The following is a 19,109-nucleotide window of genomic DNA, read 5'->3' as shown; positions in this document are numbered from 1 at the left end:
GCCCTATGAAAACCCGAGTCAAAATCTGCGGGATTACCCGGAAACAGGACGTTGTAAATGCGACCAGGGCCGGTGCGGACGCTCTGGGGTTTGTCTTCTACGAGCCCAGCCCCAGATACGTGGCGCCAACCGCTGCGAAAGCGCTTGTTCGTTCGTTGCCGCCGTTTGTATCGGCAACAGGGCTGTTCGTTAATCCGGACGCGGAGTATGTGAGGGAAGTTCTGTCACAGGTGCCTCTGGACATGCTGCAGTTTCATGGCGATGAATCCCCGGAGTTCTGCAACAGTTTCGGTGTGCGCTGGATCAAGGCGGTACGGGTACGGCAAAGCTCGGACATTGAAAATGCCTTTCGGAATTACGGCAATGCCAGCGGGTTGCTGGTTGACGCCTGGGACCCGGATAAATACGGCGGAACAGGGCAGGCCTTCAACTGGTCACTGATTCCGGAGGCCCGTCCATTGCCGCTGATATTGGCCGGCGGCCTGGCTTCTGATAACGTATTCCGCGCTGTCGCGGAGGTTCGGCCCTGGGCGGTTGATGTCAGTGGTGGTGTAGAAAGCAGCAAAGGCATCAAAGACGTTCAAAAAATCACTGATTTTATAAACGAGGTTCACCGTGTCGATGAAACTGACTGAAGAAATGCTCAAGGCGCTTCCGGATGCACGGGGCCACTTCGGTGCCTACGGCGGCAGATTTGTGTCCGAAACGCTGTTTGATTCGCTGCTGACCCTTGAGCGCGAGTACAAGAGGCTCAAGGACGATCCGGAGTTTCAGGCCGAATTCGACAGGGACCTGGCGCACTATGTGGGCCGTCCCAGCCCGCTGTATTTTGCCGAGCGGCTGACCCGGGAAACCGGTGGCGCCCAGATCTGGCTCAAGCGTGAAGACCTCAATCATACGGGCGCCCATAAGGTAAACAACACCATAGGCCAGGCACTTCTGGCCCGTTTTCTCGGCAAGAAACGCGTCATCGCCGAAACCGGTGCCGGCCAACACGGTGTGGCTACCGCAACCGTCTGTGCCCGTCTGGGGCTTGAATGTCACGTGTTCATGGGTGAAGAAGACATCCGGCGGCAGTCTCCGAACGTTTACCGGATGAAGCTGTTGGGAGCCGAGGTCCATTCGGTTACCAGTGGCACCCGCACCCTGAAAGACGCCATGAACGACGCCATGCGGGACTGGGTCGCGAACGTTGACGATACCTTCTACATTATCGGAACCGTGGCCGGGCCCCATCCTTATCCTCTGCTGGTCCGTGACTTCCAGTCGGTAATTGGTCGAGAAACCCGCCAGCAGTCCCTGGACCGGACCGGCAAGCTGCCAGACGCTCTGGTCGCCTGTGTCGGCGGCGGATCCAACGCGATTGGTATGTTCTATCCGTTCCTGACCGACGAAAGTGTGGAGTTGTATGGTGTGGAAGCCGGCGGCCTTGGTATCGAAACTGGCCAGCACGCTGCACCGCTCAGCGCCGGTCGTCCGGGTGTGCTGCACGGCAACCGAACTTACCTGATGGAAGATGAGAACGGCCAGATTGCCGGAACACATTCTGTCAGTGCCGGTCTGGATTACCCGGGTGTGGGGCCGGAGCATAGCTGGCTGAAGGATATTGGTCGTGCACACTATGTGTCGGTGACCGACGACGAGGCGCTGGACGGCTTCCGCAAGCTGACCCGCGTTGAGGGCATCATGCCGGCGCTGGAAACGGCCCATGCAGTTGCGTACGCGATCAAGCTTGCCGCCTCCATGGATAAAGACAAGATGGTGGTGATTAATATTTCCGGGCGCGGCGACAAGGATATGCAGACCATCGCCGAGATAGATGGTATCGAGGTTTAAGCTACAGCAAAGGAGCTGGCATGAGTCGAATCGAAGGGGTTCTGAAATCCCTGAAAGGGCAGGGTCGCAAGGCGCTGATCCCCTACATTACCGCCGGTGATCCACACCCGGATCAGACCGTTGATCTGATGCACACGCTGGTGGACGCGGGCGCGGATATTATCGAGTTGGGCGTGCCCTTCTCGGACCCCATGGCAGATGGCCCGGTGATCCAGCGGGCCTGTGAGCGGGCGCTCAAGCACGGCACGTCCCTGCGCCAGGTGCTGGCGATGGTGAAAACGTTCCGTGAGAAAGACGATGCGACCCCCGTTGTGTTGATGGGCTATCTCAATCCCATGGAAGCCATGGGGCAGGAAAAATTTGCTGACGCTGCCGTTGATGCCGGTGTGGACGGCATACTCACGGTGGACCTGCCGCCGGAAGAAGCGGACGAGGTGGCACCGCTGTTTACCGCACGTAACCTGGATGCGATATTTCTGCTGGCGCCGACCACCACCGATGACCGGATTCGTGCAATTAGTGAGCACAGTTCCGGCTATGTGTACTATGTTTCATTCAAGGGCGTAACCGGAGCTGGCAAAATTGATGTGGATGAAGTGGCCGCCAAGGTCGCTCACATTCATGAACTGACCGCTCTTCCGGTTGCTGTCGGCTTTGGTATTCGTGATGCAGCTACTGCCTCCGCTGTCGGACGGGTATCCGATGGTGTAATTGTCGGCAGTGTGCTGGTAGATACAATAGCCCGGAATCAGGCAGATCCCGATCAGCTCAAGCGGGCGTTGACAGATCTGCTTCACCCGATGCGCGAAGCACTGGACAGCCTGGCCTCCTGACAGACAGGTATCCGGCAGGCAACAAAGGACAGGATGAGACCATGAGTAACTGGCTGGACAAGATCATGCCGAGCAAGATTCGCTCGGAATCCAAGCAACGGACCGGGGTTCCCGAAGGCCTCTGGAAGAAATGCCCGAAATGCGGCGCCTTTCTCTATAAGCCGGAACTCGACAAGAACCTGGATGTTTGTCCCAAATGTCAGCACCACTTGCGGGTAACGGCCCGTCGGCGCCTGGATATCTTTCTGGACAAGGAAGGCCGCCAGGAAATTGCGGCTGACCTGGAGCCGTGGGATCGCCTTAAGTTCAAGGACAGCAAACGTTACAAGGACAGGCTGGCCCAGAACCAGAAAGCCACCGGTGAAAAAGACGCACTGGTCGCCATGCGCGGTTCCTGTCTCGAGACGCCGTTGGTTGCGGTGGCCTTCGAGTTCAATTTCATGGGCGGTTCCATGGGCCAGGTTGTGGGCGAGAAGTTTGTCCAGGCGGCCAACGTGTGCCTGGAAGAACGGATTCCCCTGGTGTGTTTCTCGGCCAGTGGTGGCGCGCGAATGCAGGAGGCCATCCTGTCGCTGATGCAGATGTCCAAGACCGCTGCGGCGCTTGAGCGCATGAAGCAGGAAGGCATTCCCTACATCTCCGTGATGACGGACCCGGTGTTTGGTGGTGTTTCCGCCAGCCTGGCCATGCTGGGCGACCTTAACATCGCCGAGCCCTACGCATTGATCGGGTTTGCCGGCCCCCGTGTTATCGAGCAGACGGTTCGCGAAAAGCTGCCCGAGGGCTTCCAGCGCAGTGAATTCCTGCTGGACCATGGCGCGATCGACATGATCCTGCACCGTCACCATATGCGCGAACGCATTGCAGCATTGCTGGCCAAGTTTGCCGGTATGGACAAGCCTGCCACGGAAGCACCGATCGAGTTTGAAGTATCGGAGCGGCCGGAAAGCGATGTCCCCGCAGAATGATTCCGGCGCCCGGCATTCGAATATGCCGGGCGCCGGAGCCACACTTGAGCAGTGGCTCAGTTATCTCGAATCCATCCATCCTTCCGAAATTGACCTTGGCCTTGACCGGGTTCTCCTGGTGCTGCGGCGACTGTTTCGTCGCAATCCGTTGGCGCGAATCATTACTGTCGGTGGCACCAACGGTAAAGGCAGTGCCGTTGTAGCGATCGAACAACTGTTGATCAGGGCTGGTCGTTCGACCGGCGCCTACACCTCACCGCACCTGCAGCATTACAATGAGCGAGTCCGGATCAACGGTTCAAATGTTACCGATGACAGTCTGGTTCGCGCTTTTGAACGGGTTGAGTCGGCCCGCGGCAACACCACGCTGACCTACTTCGAGTTTGGCACCCTGGCTGCCTTTGTATTGTTCGAGGAAGCCGGCGTGGAAGACTGGGTTCTCGAGGTAGGGCTTGGGGGCCGGCTGGATGCAGTGAACGTGTTGGATCCGGACCTGGCGATCATTACCTCGGTGGATATTGATCACGTATCTTTTCTCGGGGATAACCGTGAGGTTATTGGCTTCGAGAAGGCCGGAATACTGCGCCCTGGCGTCAATGCCATCTATGCCGATACAGATCCCCCGGCGTCCGTGCTTCAGCAGGCGTCCGCCCAGAAGGTTCACCTTGAACGCCCGGGTGAGACCTATCAGCTGGTACCAACGAAGAACGACGGGCAGGCAGCGAACGTATTCATCCTCAGGCAGGCGCGTTATGGTGACGAGGTAAGGCTTCCCGATACCGGGCTTCCTGTCCATAGCCTGGCAGCTGCCGTTGTTGCTATACGTCAGCTCGAGCCTGGCCTGGAACTGGCGGCTATTGAACAGTTGCTCGCCGGGCTTGCGCTCCCGGGACGTTACGAAGTTTTGAGTGCCTCCCCCCGGGTCATTGCGGATGTCGGCCATAATCCCCATGCCGCTGACTGGCTGGCCAACCGAATCGGTCGCCAGCGAAAGGCTGAGGGGCGTGTTATCGCCATCTATGGAGCCCTGGCCGACAAGGATGTGGAAGGCGTTGGCCGTGCAATGAGCCGGGTTGTCGATCGGTGGTATCTTGCCGGGCTGGAGGTTCCCCGTGGCCTGAGTTGCCAGGAACTGGCAGCACGCCTGACGGGAATCATCGGCGAGGCCTCGCCGGCGCTGTCGTCATCGGTCGGGGAGGCTCTGGAAAACGCCCTGGCGGAAGCAACTCAGGATGACCTGGTCATTGTGTTCGGATCGTTCTTTACCGTTGCGGCGGCCCGTGACGCTCTGGGAAAATGACCCATCTTAAATATCCGTCATGCCTGCCATGAGGCTTTGAGTTCTCAACAGGTGGCGGTTACTATCGGGCACAGTATTGGTCAATGTTGGCGAGTCGTGAATTAACAGGGGATTGCGTAACGTGGATGGACTGAAGCAAAGAATCATCGGGGCGCTCGTGCTGGTGTCTCTTGCCGTTATCTTTGTGCCGATGATGTTTGATGAACCACACTCCGAACGTGAATCCACTTCCATCAAAATTCCCGAGGAGCCTCCGTTCCCCGAAGTTGAAGCGCCGGAACCCGAGATTGCCGAAGCACCTGCCTACCGTCTTGAAGAATCCGGTAATGGCGATCAGCAGCCTGTAGTGCAAGAGCCTGCCTTTGGAGATCCGCCACAGGCGGTGTCAGAGGTGGAAGCGCCAGAGCCAGTCCCCACCGTTGAAGAGCCTGAAGTATCGCAACAGGAAGTCAGCGAGCCGGAAACGCAAGAACCTGTCAGGGAGGAGGATGCTGCCGAGTTTACCCGGTCCCTGGAGGGCGCCTGGGTTGTGCAACTGGGCAGTTTTGGCAGCGCCGATAACGCCAGGAACCTCCGGAACAAGGTGCGTGAAAAGGGCTACAACTCCCACCTTCAGGAAGTAACCCGTGGCGACGCCGAGCTTACCCGGGTTTTCAGTGGGCCGTTTGCCGAGAAAGCGGAAGCCGAAAAAGCCAAGCAGGTCCTCGACAAAGCCTTCGGCCTCAACAGCCTGGTAACCTCCGGCGAAAAATAGAGCGTCGGGCTGCCTCAGTATTGCGTAATGGACGGTTTGGTCAGGTGACGTTTCCTGATAGAATTCGCGCTTCCTTTTCTCCACCGGGTTTTTCATGGATGCGCTGATCTGGATCGACTGGGTCATCATTGCCCTGATTACTGTTTCTACCCTTATCAGTCTCAAGCGTGGCTTCATCAAGGAAGCGCTGTCGCTGATAACCTGGGTGGGTGCGTTCATTATTGCCCGAACGTTTCATCCCCAGATGCAGTCTCTCCTCGAGGGCACCGTCGAGACGCCACTGGTGCGCCTGGTAGCGGCCTTTGCCATCCTGTTTTTTGCCACCCTGATCGTTGGTGCCATCATCAACAACCTGATTGGCCACCTGGTCAAGGCTACCGGCCTGTCGGCAACCGATCGGGTATTGGGCATGGGATTTGGCCTGTTACGGGGGCTGGTGGTGGTGATTGTCGCAATCGCCTTTACCCGCTATACACCCCTGGCCGAAGATACCTGGTGGCGTACGTCAGTGATGATTGAGCGTCTGGCCGTTGTGGAGGACTGGTCACGAAGGACCCTGGGAGACGAATTCGCGCGCTTTCTCGGGCCCGCAGGTGGAGGCATGGACGACTCCCCGGAATCGCAACAGGAAGATAACGTGGAACCCGCTTCCGCGTCCCGCTAACATTCAGTTTTAACGCTTCGGAGATTACCGTATCCATGTGTGGCATTGTCGGCATAGTCAGTACTTCCAACGTGAATCAGTCGCTTTACGACGCGCTGACCGTATTACAGCACCGGGGCCAGGATGCAGCGGGAATAGTAACCTTTCAGAACGAGCGTTTTTTCCTTCGCAAGGACAACGGGCTGGTGCGGGATGTATTCCGTACCCGTCATATGCGACGGCTGGTGGGCAACGTGGGTATCGGCCATGTCCGTTACCCTACCGCCGGCAGTTCCAGCTCTTCCGAAGCTCAGCCTTTCTATGTCAACAGCCCCTACGGCATTACGCTGGCCCACAACGGTAACCTGACCAACGCCGAAGACCTCAGCAATGACCTGTTCCGCACCGATCTGCGCCATATCAACACCAACTCGGACTCGGAAGTACTGCTGAACGTATTTGCCCACGAACTGCAGAAGCTGGGCAAGCTCGACCCGACCAAGGAAGAGATTTTTTCCGCCGTGCGTGCGGTGCACAAACGGTGCCGTGGCGCCTATGCCGTCATTGCAATGATCACCGGTTATGGCATCGTCGGCTTCCGCGACCCCAATGGTATCCGCCCGGCCTGTTATGGCGTGCGAAAGACCGAGGCGGGCGAGGAGTACATGATTGCATCCGAAAGCGTCGCCCTGAGTGCAGCCGGTTTCAAACTGGTGCGCGACATAGCCCCTGGTGAGGCGGTCTACATTGAAACTGATGGCACGTTGTATACCCAGCAGTGTGCAGAAGAACCCCACCTGTACCCGTGCGTGTTCGAGCATGTGTATTTCGCAAGGCCTGACTCCATCATTGACCAGGTGTCGGTTTACAAGGCTCGCCTCAGAATGGGGGAAACCCTGGCGGAGAAGGTTCTGCGGGAGCGCCCGGATCATGATATCGACGTGGTAATGCCCATACCCGATACCAGCCGTACCTCTGCGATGCAGATGGCGCACCGGTTGGGGGTGAAGTTCCGGGAGGGGTTCATCAAGAATCGCTACATCGGCCGCACCTTTATCATGCCCGGCCAGAAAATGCGCAAGAAGTCAGTACGCCAGAAGCTGAACCCGATTGACCTGGAGTTCCGTGGCAAGAACGTGATGCTGGTGGACGATTCTATCGTTCGGGGCACCACCTGTAAGGAGATCGTGCAGATGGCCAGGGATGCCGGTGCCCGCAAGGTCTATTTTGCCTCAGCGGCGCCCCCGGTGCGTTATCCCAACGTGTACGGTATCGACATGCCGTCGGTGAATGAACTGATCGCCCATGATCGCAGCGTTGACGAGATTGCGACGTTGATCGGCGCAGACTGGCTGCTGTACCAGGATCTGGAAGACCTGATTACCTGTGTCAGTGACGTTAACCCGGATATTGAAGGCTGGGAGTGCTCGGTGTTTACCGGCAACTACATCACCGGTGATGTGGACGCTGCGTATCTCAACAAGCTGGAAGCCGCCCGCAACGATGAGAACCGCTTCGAGGGCGGTTCCGGAGATTCTTCCGATAACGGTATTATTGATCTGTATAACGATGAAGATTGACCACGCCACGGTCGTAAACAGGAGTTTGTCATGACCTATCGCCGCGAAGAGCACGTCCTGATCCCGGAATCGGATCTTGAGGGCATGTCGGTGGATACTCTCGCGGTCCGTGCAGGGCAGATCCGTACTGGCCAGCTGGAACACAGCGATGCGATCTTTCCCACCTCGAGCTTTGTCTATGGCAGTGCCGCCCAGGCGGCGGCACGGTTCGGAGGCGAAGAGCCGGGCAATATCTATTCCCGTTTTACCAATCCCACGGTGCAGGCGTTCGAGGCCCGGATTGCAGCGATGGAAGGCGGTGAAAGGGCAGTGGCGACGTCTTCCGGCATGGCAGCTATTCTGGCCACCTGCATGGCATTGCTGAAAACCGGTGATCACGTGATCTGTTCCCGGGGCGTGTTCGGTACCACCAACGTGTTGTTCCAGAAATATCTGGCCAAATTTGGTGTCGAAACCACTTTTGTGGGCCTGACCGACATGGCGCAATGGCAGGCTGCCGTGCGACCGGAAACCCGAATGGTGTTTATCGAAACACCGTCCAATCCGCTGTGCGAAGTGGCGGATATGGCGGCCCTGGCCAAACTCTCCCATGACAACGATGCCCTGTTTGTGGTGGACAACTGTTTTTGCACACCGGTTCTGCAGCGCCCGTTCGAGCATGGTGCAGACATCATTATTCACTCCGCAACCAAATACCTGGACGGACAGGGTCGCTGTGTTGGCGGTGTGGTGGTTGGTCCCGACAAACTGATGGAGGAGGTCTACGGCTTCCTGCGCTCAGCCGGCCCGACCATGAGCCCGTTCAACGCCTGGGTTTTCCTCAAGGGTCTGGAAACCTTACCAATCCGTATGCGCGCCCACTGTGACAATGCGTTAGAGTTGGCCAAATGGCTGGAAGGGCAGGGCACCGTAGACCGGGTATTCTATGCTGGCTTGTCCGACCATCCGCAGCATGAGCTGGCGAAACGCCAGCAGAGCGGATTCGGCGGGGTGCTCTCGTTTACCGTGAAAGGTGGGAGAGAGCAGGCCTGGGCGTTTATCGACGCAACCCGAATGATCTCCATCACCGCCAATCTTGGTGATGTCAAAACAACGATTACACATCCGGCCACAACCACTCATGGCCGACTGTCTCCGGAGGACAAGGAGCACGCGGGTATTACCGAAAATCTGGTACGGATCTCGGTAGGTATTGAAGCTGTTGAGGATCTCAAAACCGACTTGCAGCGTGGGTTTGAGGCTCTTGAAAATTACCGTCAGGGAACTGTCTGAGCATTCATGGCTGAGAGCGCAAAAGCAAAAAAATCAGGAGAGCTGACAGACAAACAGTTGCGGTTCCGTCATTTTCTGGCCCAGGGGGCCCGGGAAGGGGCGGTGATTGCGCTGATTGCGCTGTGTATCTATCTGGGCATGGCACTGGTGACCTTCAGCCCTTCGGATCCCGGCTGGGCCAGCATAGGGCATGAAACCAGTGTGCAGAATTACGCTGGCCGCACCGGCGCCTGGCTCGCCAGCCTGCTCCGCGACTTCTTTGGTCATGTGGCCTTCCTGTTTCCGGTGATGATCGCGGCCTACGCCCTGATGCTTATCCGCCGCCGGAATGATCCCATCGATATGCACGTGCCCTTGTTCCTGGTGCGATTCGGCGGGTTTCTGCTGATCCTGTTGTCGGCGACCAGCCTGCTGTCACTGTATTCCGTGTTCGGGCTCGGGGTTACCTCCGGTGGTGTGCTTGGTGCAGCGGTTTCCGAGGCGATGGTGCGCTTCTTCAACTTGCCGGCGACAACGCTGTTACTGATCTCCATCTTCCTGTTTGCACTGACGGTGAGTACCGGGCTGTCCTGGTTCTGGTTGATGGATCAACTGGGCAACCTGACCCTGCGCGCGGCTAACAGCATCAAGAGCCTGTTTTCGTCTTCCGCCAAGGCGCGGACTGCGCCTGATGCTCCCGGGCCGGCAGCGACCGCACCCCCGAAGAAACCTGTGGAACCGCCGGTGGTGCGGGACAAGGTAGCGGCATCGGTCAGGAACAAGGCTGCAGGTGTGCCCTGGTGGAGACGTCTGCTGGGTCTGGGCCCCCGCAAGGACAAGGCAAAGCCAGCGGCTCCGCCGAAACAACGGCGTGAACCGGGGCTTGAGGGTGTGCAATCCGTGGACGATGCCGAACCGGCGCGGCTTGAAAGCTTCAGCTCCCGGGATGACAGTGCTCCGGGTGCCGATATGCCTGAAGCCGGCCTGAAAAGTGGCAAAAAGCCACCCACAGGTCCCGCTGGCAAGTCCCTGAAGATCTCCCCGTTCAAGCGTGAAGATCAGTCCACCACAAACGGCAGTGGAAAAAGCAAACAGGCATCGCTGCTGGAAGACATCGAGAGTCCCATTCCTCCGATTTCGCTTCTGGATCCGCCGGAAGAGCACAAGGAAAGGGGCTATTCCGAGGAGTCGCTTCAGCATATGTCGCGCCTTCTGGAAGAGAAACTGGCGGATTTCGGGGTTTCTGTGGAAGTGGTCGAGGTTAATCCCGGGCCGGTTATTACCCGTTTCGAAATCAAGCCTGCTGCCGGGGTCAAGGTAAGCAAGATCTCCAACCTTGCGAAAGACCTGGCCCGTTCACTGGCGGTTCTCAGTGTCCGTGTGGTTGAGGTTATTCCCGGTAAGTCGGTTGTCGGCATTGAAATTCCCAATGAAGAACGTGAAATGGTCCGGCTCAGTGAGGTATTGAGTGCCCGGGTGTTTACGGAATCCTCCTCTGCGTTGACCCTGGCGCTGGGCAACGACATCGGCGGCAATCCGATGGTGGCGAACCTTGCCAAGATGCCGCACCTGCTGGTTGCAGGTACCACGGGTTCCGGTAAGTCGGTAGGTGTGAATGCCATGCTCCTGAGCATGCTGCTGAAAGCCACACCGGAAGAAGTCCGCTTTATCATGGTGGACCCCAAGATGCTGGAGCTGAGCATCTACGACGGTATCCCACACCTGCTGGCACCGGTGGTCACCGACATGAAAGATGCCGCCAACGCCTTGCGCTGGTGCGTGGCGGAGATGGAGCGACGTTACCGGCTGCTTGCGAGCCTGGGTGTTCGCAATCTGGCCGGGTACAACCGCAAGGTAAAAGACGCCGCTGCAGCGGGAGAGCCCCTGCTGGATCCCACCTGGAAGCCGGATGAATATCTCGCAAACGATGAACAGGAGCGGCCAGAGCTGGAAACACTGCCGTTCATCGTGGTGGTGATCGACGAATTCGCCGACATGATGATGATTGTTGGCAAGAAAGTGGAAGAACTCATCGCGCGGATTGCACAGAAGGCCCGTGCCGCCGGTATTCACCTGATTCTGGCCACCCAGCGGCCGTCGGTTGATGTCATTACCGGCCTGATCAAGGCCAATATTCCCACCCGTATGTCGTTCCAGGTGTCGTCGAAGATTGACTCCCGCACGGTACTGGATCAGGGCGGAGCAGAGCAGTTGCTGGGGCATGGCGACATGCTTTACCTGCCCCCCGGCTCCGGGCTTCCGGTACGTGTTCACGGTGCCTTCGTGGATGACGACGAAGTGCACCGGGTTGTGAGTGCCTGGAAAGCGCGCGGTGAGCCGGTTTATGTCGATGATGTGCTCAACGGCGCCGAAGGCGAAAACCTTCCCGGTGTGCCCAGCCTGAGCGATGGCGGCGGGGACAGTGAAGGGGACGCCCTGTTTGACGAGGCTGTTGCGTTCGTCACCGAGGGTAGACGTGTTTCAATTTCATCCGTGCAGCGAAAATTCAAGATCGGCTATAACCGGGCGGCAAACCTGGTCGAGGCCATGGAAGCATCCGGTGTGGTCAGCTCTGCCGGGCACAATGGCGCCCGCGAAGTACTGGCACCACCGCCACCACGAGATTAGGAGTACCGAATGATGATGGAATCACCAAAGGGTTTGTGGATCTTATCCATTCTGGCAGCGGTGTTGATGTTTGCCCTGCCGGCCCACGCTGAAGAGAGCGGGGAAGAAGCCGCAGCGGAACTGGCGTCCATGCTGGAGAGTTACGAAACCTTTCAGGCCAGCTTCATCCAGATTGTGGTTAACGAAAACGGCAACCGTGTGCAGGAAAGCCGTGGTTCCCTCAAGGCCAAACGCCCGGGCCTGTTCTACTGGGAGACCAGCCAGCCCCATTCCCAGTTCGTAGTCAGCGATGGCAACAAGGTAGAGGTTTACGACCCGGACCTGGAACAGGTCACCGTCCACAGTCTGGACGAAAAAGTCTCGACGACACCTGCGTTGCTGCTCAGTGGTGAAGTAGACAATCTGGATGAAACCTACGAGGTGTCAATGCGCAGTGTTGGCGAAAACACCCGGGAATTTACCCTGGAACCCAGAAGAGAGGATTCGCTGTTCGTGTCTCTGCGTCTGACCTTCTTCAAGGGCGAGTTGCAGGAGATGCGTATGCAGGATTCGTTGTCCCAGTTGAGCGTGCTCAGCTTCGACGATATCCGTCTCAACGAAGACGTGAGCGACAGCGCCTTTGTCCTTGAATACCCCGATGACGTGGATGTGATCCGGGACGGAGCCTGATGCAGGAAAGCCTGTTCGGTGAACAGCAGGGGTTTCGGCCACTGGCTGCACGAATGCGCCCGGAAAACCTCGACGAATACGTCGGCCAGGCCCATCTGGTGGGTGAGGGCAAGCCCCTTCGCCGGGCTGTGGAGCAGGGCCAGCTCCATTCCATGATCCTCTGGGGGCCTCCTGGCGTCGGCAAGACCACGTTCGCTCGCCTGCTTGCCAACCTCAGTGACCTGAGCTTCGAGACCGTCTCCGCGGTTCTGAGCGGTGTAAAGGATATCCGCGCGATTGTGGAACGGGCGAAAAACCGCAAGCGCAGTGAAGGCCGGGATACCCTGCTGTTCGTTGATGAGGTTCATCGCTTCAACAAGAGCCAGCAGGATGCGTTCCTTCCTCACATCGAGGATGGCACCTTCATTTTCGTGGGCGCCACCACAGAAAACCCTTCTTTCGAGCTCAACAGCGCACTGCTGTCCCGCACCCGGGTTTATGTCCTCAAGAATCTCTCCGATGACGATATTCTGGAATTGCTGAACCGGGCGCTGTCCGCTCCGGAGGGGTTGGACGGACGTTTCACGGTTGATGGCCCCGTTCTGGACCTTATGGCGTCAGCCTCAGGCGGAGATGCCAGGCGGGCGCTGAATATACTCGAGGTGGCAACGGATCTTGCCGAGCCGGATGAAGAAAACGCCGCGAGAATCACCCGCGATCACCTGGAGCAGGTTCTGCAGACCAGCCTGAGACGCTTCGACAAGGGCGGCGATGTTTTCTACGACCAGATATCGGCGCTGCACAAGTCGGTGCGTGGCTCGGACCCCGATGGGTCCCTGTATTGGCTATGCCGTATGCTCGATGGCGGCTGTGACCCCCTTTATGTGGCTCGCCGGCTGGCCAGAATTGCCAGTGAGGACATCGGCAACGCTGACCCCAGGGCACTGCAGATTTCCATGGACGCCTGGGAGGCTCAGGAGCGACTGGGTTCGCCGGAAGGGGAGTTGGCCCTTGCCCAGGCGGTGACCTACCTGGCGATGGCGCCAAAGAGCAATGCCGTCTACAAGGCCTTCAACCAGTGTATGGCCGATATCCGCAAGGATCCGGACTATGAAGTGCCCGTTCACCTGCGCAATGCGCCTACCAAGCTGCTTGAATCGATGGGCCATGGTCATGAATACCGTTACGCCCACGATGAGCCGGAGGCCTTTGCCGCCGGCGAATCCTACCTGCCGGAAGCTATCCATCAACGCCGGTACTACCAGCCCGTCAATCGTGGTCTGGAAATCAAACTGGCTGAAAAGCGGGATCGACTTGATCAGTGGAACCGTAACAGCCCCCGCAAGCGTTATCCGTAAACCTGAAATAGTCTGCCGGGCCATGCCTGCTGTAGCCACAGACATCCTCGCAGGTATAATGCCCAGTCAATCGTCAGAAAACAGACACTTGTCCACTTACCTTTGAACCGGAAAACTCAGGATAACCATGCTCGATCCCAAACGTGTCCGCACCCAGACTGAAGAGATCGCCCGTCGCCTGGCCATCAAGGGCTTTACCTTTGATAAAGCCACCTTCGATCAGCTCGAGGAACGCCGCCGTGCGATCCAGGTGAAAACGGAAACCTTGCAGGGCGAGCAGAACCGCCGGTCCAAATCCATCGGCAAGGCCAAGGCGGCCGGTGAGGACATTCAGCCCTTGCTGGATGAGGTGGAAAACCTGAAGCAGCAGAAGTCAGAAGCAGAAGACGAATTGCGCATGCTTCAGGAAGAACTGAATGACTTCCTTGCGGCGATTCCTAACCTGCCGGATGAGACGGTACCGGCGGGAGAGAGCGAAGACGACAACGTGGAGGTTCGTCGCTGGGGCACACCGAAAACGTTCAACTTTGAGCCCAAAGACCACGTCGCACTCGGCGAAGCGCTTGGCGGTCTGGACTTTGAAACCGCGACACGCCTGGCCCATTCCCGGTTTGCGGTGATGCGCGGCCCGGTTGCGCGGTTGCACAGGGCACTGGCCCAGTTCATGTTGAATCTGCATACCGAAGAGCATGGCTATATGGAAGCCTATGTTCCTTATCTGGTGAATGCCGAGACCCTCTACGGTACCGGCCAGCTTCCAAAGTTTGAGGAAGATCTGTTCCGTATGGATGGCGAAAAGCCGCTGTACCTGATTCCCACGGCGGAAGTACCTGCCACCAACCTGGTCAGTGACACCATCCTGGACGCCAAAGAGCTGCCTCTGAAGATGGTATGCCATACCCCCTGTTTCCGCAGCGAGGCCGGCTCCTACGGCCGTGACACCCGGGGTATGATCCGGCAGCACCAGTTCGACAAGGTAGAGCTGGTCCAGGTGGTGCGGCCCGAAGATTCCGAGGCAGCGCTCGAGGCCCTCACCGGCCATGCGGAAAAGGTACTGCAACTACTGGAACTCCCTTACCGACTGGTTGACCTGTGCGGTGGTGACATGGGCTTCGCAGCGGCTCGCACCTACGATATCGAGGTGTGGCTGCCGGGGCAGGACAAGTACCGGGAAATTTCTTCCTGTTCCAATACCCGGGATTTCCAGGCACGGCGCATGCATGCACGTTGGCGTAATCCGGAAACCAACAAGCCTGAGCCGGTCCACACCCTGAACGGTTCCGGTCTCGCCGTTGGCCGTGCACTGATCGCGGTCATGGAGAACTACCAGCAGGCAGACGGCAGCATTCTGGTTCCGGAGGTCCTGAAGCCGTACATGGGAGGTTTAGAAAAAATCCAATGAGTGACAGATCCGACGATGCACCATGGAGGGGCGTTGGTGCAAAGCCTGCACCGGTTCGATACCAAAAGAATCCGGTCACCGAAAACCCCAACAGTTCCGAGGGTGAGGTCGCGCTTGTGGGCGCCGGCCCCGGTGACCCGGAACTTCTGACACTGAAGGCCTGGCGCCTGATTCAGTCGGCAGAAGTGGTGTTGTACGATCGCCTGGTATCGGCGGAAATCCTGTCACTCATTCCGGAAACCGCGGAACGGATTCACGTAGGTAAGCAGCGGTCGAACCATACCTTGCCCCAGGAGCAGATCAACAACCGGCTGGTGGAACTCGCCCGCAAGGGGCACAAAGTTGTACGGTTGAAGGGTGGGGATCCCTTCATTTTTGGTCGTGGTGGCGAGGAAATCGAAACCCTGGCCGCGGCTGGCGTGCGCTTCCAGGTCGTGCCGGGAATCACTGCTGCGTCCGGATGTGCGGCTTACGCCGGGATACCGCTCACTCATCGCGATCATGCCCAGTCAGTCCGCTTTGTAACCGGCCATCTCAAAAATGATACCTGCGACCTGCCGTGGAAGGATTTCGTGCAGAACAACCAGACCCTGGTGTTCTACATGGGACTGGTGGGCCTACCCATCATCTGCCGGCAGCTGATTGCCAACGGAATGTCCCCGGATATGCCGGTGGCACTGGTGTCCCGGGGCACCACGCCCCAGCAGCAGGTTGTTACCGGAGACCTGTCCACTATCGTCGAGCGGGTAGAGGAGAACGAGGTGCCTGCTCCCACACTGGTCATCATAGGCAGGGTGGTGACCCTGAGAAGCAGGCTGGATTGGGTAGGCGGCTGAGCCTTCAGCCGCGGCTCTTGACCAGCCGCGGCACCGGATTAGCCGCGCCGATTCGGCAACACGTCTTTGAGCTTGTCCCGCATGTCGTGCAGGGCCTTTTCAGTGGTTTCCCAGTCAATGCAGGCGTCAGTGACCGACACGCCGTACTTGAGATCAGCCAGGTTTTCCGGAATCGACTGATTGCCCCAGTTCAGGTTGCTTTCCACCATCAGGCCCTGGATGGACTGGTTGCCCTCCAGAATCTGGTGGGTAATGTCCTGGATGACCAATGGCTGAATGCCCGGGTCCTTGCTGGAGTTGGCGTGGCTACAGTCGACCATGATCGATTGACGCAGTTTCGCTTTCTCGAGCGCCTGTTCGCAGAGGGCAACACTGACTGAATCGTAGTTGGGTTTACCACCGCCGCCACGGAGAACCACATGGCCATAGTTGTTGCCGCGGGTGCGGATGATCGCCACCTTGCCCTGCTGGTCGATGCCCAGGAAGCTGTGGGGATGTGAGACCGACTTCATGGCATTGACCGCGACGTCCAGGCTGCCATCGGTACCATTCTTGAAGCCGATGGCCATGGACAGACCGCTGCTCATCTCTCGGTGCGTCTGGGATTCGGTGGTACGGGCGCCAATGGCGGACCAGGAAATAGTGTCCTGCAGGTATTGCGGGGAAATCGGGTCAAGGGCTTCAGTGGCCGTGGGCAGGCCGAGTTCGGAAATGTCCAGCAGCAGGCGGCGGCCAATGTGAAGGCCCTGTTCGATATCAAAGGTATCGTTCAGGTGTGGGTCGTTGATCAAGCCCTTCCAGCCGACGGTGGTGCGTGGCTTCTCGAAATACACCCGCATGACAATCAGCAGGGTATCGCTGACTTCATCCGCCAGCTTCTTGAGTTTTACAGCATAGTCCCGGGCAGCTTCAACATCATGAATGGAGCAGGGGCCCACCACCACAAACAGGCGATGATCCTTGCCGTCCATGATGTCATAGATGGCCTGGCGGCCGTTTTCCACGGTTTCCGCAGCCTTGCCGGAAAGCGGCAATTCCTGCTTCAGCGCTTCAGGTGTGATCAATGGTTCCTGACTCGCCACATTCAGATTCTCTAGATTGGTGCCCGACATTCTGTTGTTATCCCCGTCGCATAAACATGACTGGCCGGCGTTAAGTTGCAGTAAACCCCGGCGAGTTGGTTATACTGCGTTATTTGATAGACCTTTTCAACGCTTCTGACGCGCGGAGAACGGATGCAGCAGAGCACGCAGAACAAGGGGAAAGTCCTGCCCCGGAAGCGGGTTCCAGAGAAGATGGCCGACGTGCTCTCCGGCATTCGCGTACCAGATCTTCCTTACCCGGCCCGAAAGCTGTCACCGGACGCGGTCAGCGACTGGGGGCCGCTACTGCTTTCCTGCTGGACAGAGCAAAGGGACGAGCCTGTCACCCATGTGATTCGCTCGGTTTCCCTGACCTGGTCTGTCCGGCAGATCAACTCCGCCTATGTTGCCGACCGCATCATGGGCGTCTTCCTTAAAACCAGTGGTTTGCACCCTGAGCTCGCCCGTCGCATCGCCCGCCTGAGGTTCTTTTTTGCCTGGCGAATGAATCTTGAAGGCGCCGGTGCACTCCATGAAACGCTGATTCAGTGGCTCGACAGCCTGCAGGACTGCCGCGGCTGGAGTGCCTCAGGTGGACGGTCGGCCAGGGCAATTCTGGATCAGCTGGATGCACTGATTATAGCGGTTTCCGGCAGTTTCGATTCCGGCGATATCGAGCCGGTGCTGGTTTTTTGCCGCCAGTGGGAAGAGGACGCCACCAGACGGGAACAGCAGAACGACAGACTGCGTCAGCGCCTGCTCGAAACGGAGCAGGGAGCCGCCAGGCAGCGACGGGCGGAGCAGACAGCGCGTGCTCTGGTGGGGCGGGCCCTGCAGAATCGTCAATTGCCACAGGCAGTGGTGAATTTCATTTTTGATCACTGGTTCGGATTGCTGAAACAGATCGTCTGGGAAGAGGGCACCGAGGGTGAAAACTGGCGACATGCCGGCAAGCTCCTGGAGTGGCTGGTGTGGATTGGCGATCCCGGCCTTTCGGACCGGGACCGGAACCGGCTCTACACGGTCGGTGAACAGATTGGTGATCGCATAACCGACGTGTGGAACCGGGTTCAGAAGAACCCGCTGGAAGAAAAAGCCCTGGAGGGTGTTCAGTCCGTCATGGTCGCACGCCTGCGGGGTGAAACACCGGATCTTGTGCCCGCTCTGCCGACCGATAACCGCTTTTCCTGGGATTCTGCCTGGCTCACCTTCTCCGAACCTGCTGAAGCGGACGTATCGCCCCTGAAGGGCAAGTGGTACGTTGAGGGCGAGGGCGCAAAGGAACGGCGCAGATTCTTCTTCGCGCTGCTGCCAGACACCTGTGAAGTGCTCTGGACCAATGGCGCGGGCGTCAAACTCGGTGTACAGCCCTGGGCGCGATTTGTGGCTGGTCTCGACAGCGGCACCCTGCGCTCCTTGCCACCGCTGAAACCCTTTGGCGAGGTATTGGCGGAAACGGTTACCTCTCTGTCGGTGGTGCTTGATCGTCAGAAGCTTCAGCGCGCAAAAGCAGCGAAGGAAGCAAAGGCGCGAGCTGACGCGCTGCGCCGGGAAAAGGACGAGGCAGAACGGCGACAACGGGAAGAAGAAACCGCCAGGCAGGAGGAACTTACCCGCAGCGAACAGGCAGCAGAGGCTCAGCGCGTGGCCGATGAAGAGGCCGAACAGGATCGCTTGTTGCGCGAGAAAGTCGCCGCAGCGCAGCAACTTGTTGACGGTATCAAACTTGGTGGCTGGATCGTGGAAGAAGGCTCCGGGAAGGGCCAGGACTCGGTTCGCCTGAAACTGGCGGTGCGGATCAACGCCTCGAAAAAACTGGTATTTGTGGACCGGTTGGGCCTGAATCGCCGGGAGTTCCTGGTGGACGAACTGGTAGACGAGATCGTTGCGGGCCGCATTCGCGTACTGGGGGCCTCTGCAGAATTTGACGAAACCCTGTCCAGGGTTGTGGGGCGCATCCGGGTTGGCCGGAACTGATCGGGTAACCGGC

General features: G+C 58.3%; 14 protein-coding genes and 3 pseudogenes. 16 read left to right on the top strand and 1 reads right to left on the bottom strand.

Features of this window, described 5'->3' with window-relative positions:
* Positions 1-5: 5 nt before the first annotated feature.
* From FDP08_RS03015 to cobA, 15 genes and pseudogenes are all read left to right on the top strand, one after another.
* Complete coding sequence (locus tag FDP08_RS03015) at positions 6-635, top strand: phosphoribosylanthranilate isomerase (protein WP_137434553.1); 630 nt, start codon at positions 6-8, stop codon at positions 633-635.
* The gene (gene trpB, locus FDP08_RS03010) at positions 628-1,836 is read left to right on the top strand and encodes a tryptophan synthase subunit beta (protein ID WP_206077304.1); all 1,209 of its coding nucleotides are present in this window, start codon (positions 628-630) and stop codon (positions 1,834-1,836) included. Before FDP08_RS03015 ends, trpB begins: the two co-directional genes overlap by 8 nt.
* A gap of 20 nt (positions 1,837-1,856) precedes the next feature.
* Positions 1,857-2,669, top strand: a complete 813-nt coding sequence (trpA, locus tag FDP08_RS03005; protein WP_137434551.1) for a tryptophan synthase subunit alpha — start codon at positions 1,857-1,859, stop codon at positions 2,667-2,669.
* 41 nt (positions 2,670-2,710) lie between these two features.
* The gene (accD, locus tag FDP08_RS03000) at positions 2,711-3,637 is read left to right on the top strand and encodes an acetyl-CoA carboxylase, carboxyltransferase subunit beta (RefSeq protein ID WP_137434550.1); all 927 of its coding nucleotides are present in this window, start codon (positions 2,711-2,713) and stop codon (positions 3,635-3,637) included.
* On the top strand, positions 3,621-4,937 hold the full coding sequence (gene folC / locus FDP08_RS02995) for a bifunctional tetrahydrofolate synthase/dihydrofolate synthase (RefSeq protein ID WP_137434549.1): 1,317 nt from the start codon (positions 3,621-3,623) through the stop codon (positions 4,935-4,937). Before accD ends, folC begins: the two co-directional genes overlap by 17 nt.
* Before the next feature lie 121 nt (positions 4,938-5,058).
* Positions 5,059-5,691, top strand: a complete 633-nt coding sequence (locus tag FDP08_RS02990) for an SPOR domain-containing protein (protein ID WP_137434548.1) — start codon at positions 5,059-5,061, stop codon at positions 5,689-5,691.
* Positions 5,692-5,785: 94 nt separating this feature from the next.
* On the top strand, positions 5,786-6,355 hold the full coding sequence (locus FDP08_RS02985; protein ID WP_137434547.1) for a CvpA family protein: 570 nt from the start codon (positions 5,786-5,788) through the stop codon (positions 6,353-6,355).
* Between the two features lie 35 nt (positions 6,356-6,390).
* Positions 6,391-7,914 (top strand): amidophosphoribosyltransferase, encoded by a 1,524-nt coding sequence (purF, locus tag FDP08_RS02980; RefSeq protein WP_137434546.1) that lies wholly within the window; start codon positions 6,391-6,393, stop codon positions 7,912-7,914.
* A gap of 30 nt (positions 7,915-7,944) precedes the next feature.
* Positions 7,945-9,186: an O-succinylhomoserine sulfhydrylase gene (locus tag FDP08_RS02975; protein WP_137434545.1), complete on the top strand. Its 1,242-nt coding sequence runs from the start codon at positions 7,945-7,947 to the stop codon at positions 9,184-9,186.
* A gap of 6 nt (positions 9,187-9,192) precedes the next feature.
* A pseudogene (locus FDP08_RS20675) lies at positions 9,193-9,723 on the top strand (DNA translocase FtsK 4TM domain-containing protein); the annotation flags it as partial.
* Between the two features lie 525 nt (positions 9,724-10,248).
* Positions 10,249-11,793, top strand: a pseudogene (locus FDP08_RS20670) (DNA translocase FtsK); the annotation flags it as partial.
* A gap of 9 nt (positions 11,794-11,802) precedes the next feature.
* Positions 11,803-12,462: an outer membrane lipoprotein periplasmic chaperone LolA gene (gene lolA, locus FDP08_RS02965; protein ID WP_486624536.1), complete on the top strand. Its 660-nt coding sequence runs from the start codon at positions 11,803-11,805 to the stop codon at positions 12,460-12,462.
* Positions 12,462-13,799 (top strand): replication-associated recombination protein A, encoded by a 1,338-nt coding sequence (locus FDP08_RS02960; RefSeq protein WP_137434543.1) that lies wholly within the window; start codon positions 12,462-12,464, stop codon positions 13,797-13,799. The genes lolA and FDP08_RS02960 overlap by 1 nt, the downstream gene beginning before the upstream one ends.
* Before the next feature lie 127 nt (positions 13,800-13,926).
* Positions 13,927-15,201: a serine--tRNA ligase gene (gene serS, locus FDP08_RS02955; RefSeq protein ID WP_137434542.1), complete on the top strand. Its 1,275-nt coding sequence runs from the start codon at positions 13,927-13,929 to the stop codon at positions 15,199-15,201.
* Between the two features lie 14 nt (positions 15,202-15,215).
* A pseudogene (cobA, locus tag FDP08_RS02950) lies at positions 15,216-16,037 on the top strand (uroporphyrinogen-III C-methyltransferase); the annotation flags it as partial.
* Positions 16,038-16,075: 38 nt separating this feature from the next.
* Here the strand turns inward: cobA and FDP08_RS02945 are convergent.
* The gene (locus FDP08_RS02945) at positions 16,076-17,149 is read right to left on the bottom strand and encodes a 3-deoxy-7-phosphoheptulonate synthase (RefSeq protein ID WP_137434540.1); all 1,074 of its coding nucleotides are present in this window, start codon (positions 17,147-17,149) and stop codon (positions 16,076-16,078) included.
* Positions 17,150-17,272: 123 nt separating this feature from the next.
* Here FDP08_RS02945 and FDP08_RS02940 point away from each other — a divergent pair, with 123 nt between their 5' ends.
* The gene (locus FDP08_RS02940; RefSeq protein WP_137434539.1) at positions 17,273-19,096 is read left to right on the top strand and encodes a DUF1631 family protein; all 1,824 of its coding nucleotides are present in this window, start codon (positions 17,273-17,275) and stop codon (positions 19,094-19,096) included.
* The last annotated feature ends 13 nt before the right edge of the window (positions 19,097-19,109 follow it).

Source organism: Marinobacter panjinensis (assembly GCF_005298175.1).
GTDB classification, from domain to species: domain Bacteria; phylum Pseudomonadota; class Gammaproteobacteria; order Pseudomonadales; family Oleiphilaceae; genus Marinobacter; species Marinobacter panjinensis.
Note: the sequence above shows the minus strand (reverse complement) of the source record. Positions and strands in the feature narration are given on the sequence as shown.

Excerpts from the sequence above, each read along its gene's own strand:
- FDP08_RS03015 (WP_137434553.1), top strand. The coding sequence starts at position 6 with ATGAAAACCCGAGTCAAAATCTGCGGGATTACCCGGAAACAGGACGTT.
- trpA (WP_137434551.1), top strand. The coding sequence starts at position 1,857 with ATGAGTCGAATCGAAGGGGTTCTGAAATCCCTGAAAGGGCAGGGTCGC.
- accD (WP_137434550.1), top strand. The coding sequence starts at position 2,711 with ATGAGTAACTGGCTGGACAAGATCATGCCGAGCAAGATTCGCTCGGAA.
- folC (WP_137434549.1), top strand. The coding sequence starts at position 3,621 with ATGTCCCCGCAGAATGATTCCGGCGCCCGGCATTCGAATATGCCGGGC.
- FDP08_RS02985 (WP_137434547.1), top strand. The coding sequence starts at position 5,786 with ATGGATGCGCTGATCTGGATCGACTGGGTCATCATTGCCCTGATTACT.
- purF (WP_137434546.1), top strand. The coding sequence starts at position 6,391 with ATGTGTGGCATTGTCGGCATAGTCAGTACTTCCAACGTGAATCAGTCG.
- FDP08_RS02975 (WP_137434545.1), top strand. The coding sequence starts at position 7,945 with ATGACCTATCGCCGCGAAGAGCACGTCCTGATCCCGGAATCGGATCTT.
- lolA (WP_486624536.1), top strand. The coding sequence starts at position 11,803 with ATGATGATGGAATCACCAAAGGGTTTGTGGATCTTATCCATTCTGGCA.
- FDP08_RS02960 (WP_137434543.1), top strand. The coding sequence starts at position 12,462 with ATGCAGGAAAGCCTGTTCGGTGAACAGCAGGGGTTTCGGCCACTGGCT.
- serS (WP_137434542.1), top strand. The coding sequence starts at position 13,927 with ATGCTCGATCCCAAACGTGTCCGCACCCAGACTGAAGAGATCGCCCGT.
- FDP08_RS02945 (WP_137434540.1), bottom strand. The coding sequence starts at position 17,149 with ATGTCGGGCACCAATCTAGAGAATCTGAATGTGGCGAGTCAGGAACCA.
- FDP08_RS02940 (WP_137434539.1), top strand. The coding sequence starts at position 17,273 with ATGCAGCAGAGCACGCAGAACAAGGGGAAAGTCCTGCCCCGGAAGCGG.